General features: G+C 65.7%; 8 protein-coding genes. 3 read left to right on the forward strand and 5 right to left on the reverse strand.

The features are described 5' to 3' along the window. Positions 1-14: 14 nt before the first annotated feature. Complete coding sequence (locus R1101_RS31395) at positions 15-125, forward strand: ANTAR domain-containing protein (RefSeq protein WP_198420282.1); 111 nt, start codon at positions 15-17, stop codon at positions 123-125. 199 nt (positions 126-324) lie between these two features. On the opposite strand, the gene R1101_RS0114690 is transcribed toward R1101_RS31395, so the two are convergent. Further along, positions 325-1,680: a wax ester/triacylglycerol synthase domain-containing protein gene (locus R1101_RS0114690; RefSeq protein WP_026003294.1), complete on the reverse strand. Its 1,356-nt coding sequence runs from the start codon at positions 1,678-1,680 to the stop codon at positions 325-327. A gap of 208 nt (positions 1,681-1,888) precedes the next feature. On the opposite strand from R1101_RS0114690, the gene R1101_RS0114695 reads away from it, so the two are divergent. Further along, the gene (locus R1101_RS0114695) at positions 1,889-2,518 is read left to right on the forward strand and encodes a hypothetical protein (RefSeq protein ID WP_016934162.1); all 630 of its coding nucleotides are present in this window, start codon (positions 1,889-1,891) and stop codon (positions 2,516-2,518) included. 73 nt (positions 2,519-2,591) lie between these two features. Here R1101_RS0114695 and R1101_RS0114700 read toward each other — a convergent pair whose 3' ends face one another. Next, a complete protein-coding gene (locus R1101_RS0114700) occupies positions 2,592-3,116 on the reverse strand; it encodes a DUF6328 family protein (RefSeq protein ID WP_016934163.1) in 525 nt (174 codons plus the stop codon). Between the two features lie 218 nt (positions 3,117-3,334). Between R1101_RS0114700 and R1101_RS0114705 the strand changes: the two genes are divergently transcribed. Beyond that, positions 3,335-4,264: a L,D-transpeptidase gene (locus tag R1101_RS0114705; protein WP_037223567.1), complete on the forward strand. Its 930-nt coding sequence runs from the start codon at positions 3,335-3,337 to the stop codon at positions 4,262-4,264. 113 nt (positions 4,265-4,377) lie between these two features. Here R1101_RS0114705 and R1101_RS0114710 read toward each other — a convergent pair whose 3' ends face one another. The 3 genes from R1101_RS0114710 to R1101_RS26900 all read right to left on the reverse strand — a co-directional run. Then, the gene (locus R1101_RS0114710; RefSeq protein ID WP_016934165.1) at positions 4,378-4,863 is read right to left on the reverse strand and encodes an SRPBCC family protein; all 486 of its coding nucleotides are present in this window, start codon (positions 4,861-4,863) and stop codon (positions 4,378-4,380) included. A 3-nt stretch (positions 4,864-4,866) separates the two neighbouring features. Then, entirely contained in the window at positions 4,867-5,208 is a 342-nt protein-coding gene (locus R1101_RS0114715; protein WP_016934166.1) for an ArsR/SmtB family transcription factor, read from the reverse strand. Between the two features lie 31 nt (positions 5,209-5,239). After that, positions 5,240-5,923, reverse strand: a 684-nt coding sequence (locus R1101_RS26900) for a DeoR/GlpR family DNA-binding transcription regulator (RefSeq protein WP_016934167.1), incomplete at its 5' end; no start/stop codon positions are given.

Raw genomic sequence — 5,923 nt, forward strand, 5'->3', positions numbered from 1 at the left:
TGGAACGTTTCGCTGTGAGCGCCGATCGCGCCTTCGCGATGATGGTGACTCTGTCGCAGGAATCGAATGTGCCGGTGGCGACCATCGCGGGCCGCATCGTAGAGCTGGGGCCGCAACACGACTGACCAGCTTCCTGCTACCGCTGACCACAGTGGCGACCGCATGCAGGAGCGCACCGCTCGCGAGCCGCAGATAGTCGGGGTCAGGCCCGTCGTCACGATCGAAGGGCCGAGAGCCGTGCCGGCAGCGACAGTGAGTGCGTTGTCCGCTGCACAGGCCGGAACGCCGCCGTGCGCGAACCGCATTGTGAATTGCGGTGACGACCTACTGCGCGGATCCCCCTCCGGAAGCGATGATCGCGTGGAACTGTTCGCGCAGCGCATCTTCGAGGGCGTCGATCTCCGGGACGAGATCGGGATCGACGGTGATCGTCACGGTCAGTGTGCCGGCATACGACAGTGCCACGAAGGCGACTCCGATGTTTCCCGTACCGACGATCATCGGAACGATCGAGGTGACCGGCGCCCCGGCGACGGCAACGGCCGACGACGGGCCGGGCAGGTCGGACAGAAAGGTATTGACCAGATGCTGGCGGTTCACGAACCAGCGGAACATCCCGACGGCAGCGAGAATCCGGAAGAGCGGGCCCATCAGCGCAGCAGACAGACCTCGCACGCTCGACTTCTGGGCGCGGGTACGGCGGGAGACGGAAACCAGCCGCTGGTGCGGGGTTCCGTCCAGCGGCACGCGGACGGGCATGACGCCCACCCGATTTCCCAATTGCCCACGCGTGGTCGCGGTGCGGGCGGACACCGGTACCGAGACGACCAATTCGGACGGGAACTCGCCGCGCGCGTGCAGGACTGTGGCCAGGGCACCACCGACCGCGACCAGCAGCACATCGTTGACGGTCGCGTGCCGTCGTCGTCCCGTCCGACGGACGGTGTCCAGATCCACCTCGACCGTCCTGAACGCACGGCGAACACCGGTGGGCGTATTGAACGAACATCGAGGAGCACGTCTGCCGGAACCCCGTCCGAGCTCCGCCCACGCATCGGGAAGACGAGCGAGGGCCTGCGGAACTCGCCGCACACTGTGCAGACGCCCGATCACGTTGTCGACGAGGAGTTCTCCCGTTCGCGGACTCGTAGAAGGGGGAGCATCTTCGTACCTGGATGCTGCACTGTCCCCGCCGTCGACGAGATGCGCGAGGATCGCCAGACCGCCGATCCCGTCGGCCAGGACATGGTGCAGGACCATCACCGTCGCCGTGTGTCCGTGCGGATCCTCGATGTCGGTGACGAGGAGCGCGCGCCACAGCGGCCGGGACCGAGGCAGGGGGCGGGTGAGGGTCTCCACGGCGAGTGCGATGGCGGCGTCCCGGTCACCGGCGGCCGGGCACCGCACCTGTGACAGGTGAGCATCGATGTCGAAGTGGTCGTCGTCGAACCAGTAAGGCCGTCCGAGTCCGGGTGCGGGTCGGATCAGGCGTTGCCGCAGCCGTCGGATGCCGGAGAGCCGCTCGGCGAACGCGGCCCGCAGAGTCGCCGGATCCGAGCCACCCTCGCCGGGGAAGAAGATCACGGCACCGACGTGCAGAGGCACCGGCTCGACGTCGGAGGCGAGTTCGGTCAGGTCGCCGGGGCCGATGCGGTCTATGCGGATCGAATCCGCCACCATTCGAGGATCGCAGACGGAGGGGCGGAAGAAGCAGTAACCGCAGAACGTCGCGGATGTCGGTCCGCTCGGGGCGATGACCCTGCGACATCACCTCGTCATCGGCTCGCGCCGCCGACGATGCCCTATTGCTTACGGCGGCGCAGGGGAGCAGTGTGGAACACGGGAAACGACCGGCGACGCCGTGTCGGCGCCGCCCCGAGGAGAGGGGGTGCCGATCGTGTTTGCACGCTCGACCACCATTCACGCCCATCCGTCGTACATCGACTCCGGGATCAAACACGTACGTGACATCGTCATGCCGGCGCTGGCGGACATCGACGGCTGCCTGGGACTGTCCCTGCTGATCGATCGCGGCTCGGGCCGCTGCATCGCCACCAGTTCATGGCGGGACGAGGACGTGTTGCGCTCCAGCGAAGGCCTGGTCCGCATGCTCCGGGACGAGGCGGCCCGGATGTTCCATGCTGCGACGGAGGTGTCGCAATGGGAGATCGCCGTGATGCATCGCGATCATCATGCGACTCGTGGAGCCTGCTGCCGTGTCACCTGGGTCGAACTCGAACCGGCCCGACTCGATCGCGGAGTGGACATGTGGAAGATGGCAGCGTTGCCGAGGATGGAGGAACTGGAGGGCTTCTGCAGTGCCAGTCTGATGCTCGACCGCGCCACCGGCCGCGGGGTGTCGTCGTTGACTTTCGACAACGCACAGGCGATGGAGAGCAACGGAGACCGCATCGACGCCATCCGGGCCGAGGTGACTCACGCGGCAGACGCGAAGGTGCTCGATACCGGTGAGTTCGAGCTCGCCATCGCGCATCTGCACGTCCCCGAACTGGTCTGAACCGAAACGGGAAATATGGAAAACTGCTGCCCTGCTGTGGATTCCGGAAACCGGCCCGTGCCGCGGCAGGGTGTCATCCGCCGTGTGGTGGCCGGGCATCGTCGATATCGTGACGGTTCTGCAACGACGGCAGTATCCAGAAACCGAAGAACATCACCAGCGCGACGGCAGCGGCGACTATTCCGGCGGGCATATTTGCGACGAAGCCGAAGATCAGCAGGACGACACCGACGATGGCCAGTCCCAGGACGGTGATACCTGCGATCGCCAGTCGTTGTCCGGTCGCGACGAGTGTGGCCAGGGCATGCTGCCGGAACAGCAGCCGGTGCAGTCCGACAGGCGCGACCAGCAAGATCACCGCGGTCACCGAGAGTGCGACCGTGACCAGATAGATCACCTTCTGCGCGTCCGACAGCTCCTCGAATCGCTGCTGGAACGGCAACGTGAGCAGGAATCCGGTCAGGAGCTGAACACCCGTCTGTACGACGCGCAGTTCCTGCAGCAGGTGGTTCCAGTTGCGGTCGAGTCGCTGGGTCTCGGTTTCACCGCGCTCCCGGTAGTTCCATGCCGCGTCGTCGCGAGAGCCCGTGTCGTCCATACACTGACAATGCCCCATTTTCGAGGTGATCGAACACGCGCGACACGCCGGGGTCGTGCGGATACGAAGTACACCGTGTGATCCACCGACCTGGGTAGACACCGAACCGAGCGCTCTCGAATTGCTCCCTCGTTATCGTCCTGTATCTAATGAACGGGTACGAGCGCGCCGCGGAGGGGAAAGAGGACGCGGCGCAACGCTGAACGATGGGTTGTGGAATGTTCGAAAAGCAAGCTTTGTCGAACCGTCGCCGCACGGGCCGCCGATCCGCGCGGATCGGTGCTGCATTCGTGGGCGCAGCCGCCGTGGCGCTGGCCACCGCCGGCCCTGCGAGCGCGGCACCGCTGTGGCCCGGTGGGCCCGAGGTCCCGAGTGTCCAGGAGCTGATCGAAGGACTCACCCCGCCCGGGGTGACGCCGCCGCAGCTCGCTCCCGAGCCGGCCGTGCCGTTCTCCGCTCCGTCCGTCAACCCGTCGAACGGGGAGACGGTGGGTGTCGCACAGCCGATCATCATCCGGTTCGACGAGGCCGTCGGAGATCGTGCAGCCGCCGAACGTGCCATCCGCATCACCTCGCAGCCGCCCGTCGACGGGCACTTCTACTGGGCGTCGAACACGCAGGTCCGGTGGAAGCCGTTCGAGTTCTGGCCCGCGAACACCGCGGTCACCGTGAAGGCCGGCGACGCGCAGTCGTCGTTCACCATCGGCGACGCCCTGGTGACGGTGGCGGACGACAACACCAAGACCATCACCGTCACCCGCAACGGTGAGGTCGTCCGCACCATGCCGACGTCCTTCGGCAAGCCCGGTCACGACACCCCGAACGGCACCTACATCGTCGGTGAGAAGTACCGCGACATGTACATGGACTCGTCGACCTACGGAGTTCCTGTCGACAGCCCGGAGGGCTACCGCACCTACGTCGAGTACGCGACGCGGATGTCCAACAGCGGAATCTTCCTTCATGCCGCTCCGTGGTCGGTCGGCGCGCAGGGCAACACCAACGTCAGCCACGGCTGCCTCAACGTGAGCACCGAGGACGGAAAGTGGTTCTTCGAGAACGCGAAGAAGGGCGACCCGGTGATCGTGCAGAACACCGCCGGCGGAACCCTCAACGGCTGGGACGGTCTGGGCGACTGGAATCTCTGATCCTCCGTCGCCCGACCCGATCTCCGTCGCACTGACGGCAAGGCTTCCGACGCCCCCTGTCTCCGGTTCGTTTCATCCGGAAAGAGCAGGGGGCCGTCGGCTTTTCGATTCTGCTAGGTGGCCACCAGGTCGTCGATCTGGTTGATGGCGGACGAAGCACCCTCGACCACGCCCATGTCCAGTACCTGCTGGAGTGCTTCGGCGCTCTCGTAGGTGCTGACATAGATTGCGCGCGTGCCGCCTTCGAACTCTTCGAAGTTGTAGATGCTCCGTGAGACGGGCAGTTCCGGCTTCGGGGTGAAGTCCGGCTCCGCGAAACCGTCGAGGAACGAGAAACTCGTCGGTTCGTCGACGGCCGTGATATTCCAATAGCCGGCGTACTTCTCGCCGTCGGGACCGGTCATGTAGTAGGTGGTGCGGGTGCCGGGCTTCAGATTGTGGTCGACCACCGTCGCGGGGAAGGTCGGGGGTCCCCAGATCTTCTCCAGTTGACGGGGATCGGCGTAGACCTGCCAGATGCGGGACACCGGGGCGGCGAACTCGGCGGTGATGGTCAGGGTCAGCTTGTCGCGGTCGTGCCGGACGTCGGTTACAGGCATTTCTCAGCCTTCCTCGGAGGATTCGGATGCGATGAGTTCGTCGATGCGCGCGATGCGACCGCGCCAGACCTGCTCCAGCTCGGTGAGCATGGACGTCACCGACCGCACTGCCATCACGTCACCACTGGCCAACTGCTCGCGACCGCTGCGTCGCTTCACGAGCAGGCCGGCCTTCTCCAGCACGGCGACGTGCTTCTGTACTGCGGCGAAGGACATGTCGTACTTCGCCGAGAGAGCGGACACCGAGTGTTCGCCGGCCAGGACGCGTCGCATGATGTCGCGCCGGGTCCGGTCGGAAAGCGCATGGAACAGGGCGTCGGCCCGGTCCTCGTCGTCTCCGCTCACATCTCCAAATGTACAACCGAATGGTTGTATGTCAAGACTTCGGGGCGATGACGAGCCGGTCGCCGTAGGGTGCGCGATGCTCCTCGTCGAGATCGTCGTCGGTGACGATGGACGTGATCTCGTCGAGGCTCGCGACCCGGGCGAGCGCACGCTCTCCGAACTTCGAATGGTCCGTCACCACGATCGTCTTCTCGGCCGACCGGATCATCGCCCGTTTGATCGGGATCTCCAGCGTGTTGGTGTTCGTGACGCCGGCGGTGGGGTGCACGGCGTCGGCGCCGAGGAACGCCCAGTCGGCCGAATAGTCCGAGAGGAACCGCACGGCGTGGTCCCCGACCAGGGTGTACACCGAGCCGAGGAGTTCGCCCCCGGACACGAGAAGCCGGACATCCGGGAATGCCGCAACGTATTTCGCGATACGCAGGTCGTTGGTGAGTACCGTCAGCGACGCCTTGTGCCGCAGTGCCACGGCCACCTCGTACGTGGTGGATCCGCTGTCGAGCACCACACTGTCGCCGTCCGACACCATGGCGGACGCAACCGCTGCGATGGCCGCTTTCTCCTCGCGACGCACGTCCTTCTTGAGCGCGTACGGCACCTCGAGACCCGCGCCCTCGACCGCTCGGGCACCCCCGTGCGTGCGTTCGACCTTCCCTTCGCGGGCGAGCACATCGAGATCTCGACGGATCGTGGACGCGTCGACGCCGAGATCGGC

The sequence above is a fragment of the Rhodococcus sp. R1101 genome, from assembly GCF_000278445.1.
Classification (GTDB): domain Bacteria; phylum Actinomycetota; class Actinomycetes; order Mycobacteriales; family Mycobacteriaceae; genus Rhodococcus; species Rhodococcus gordoniae.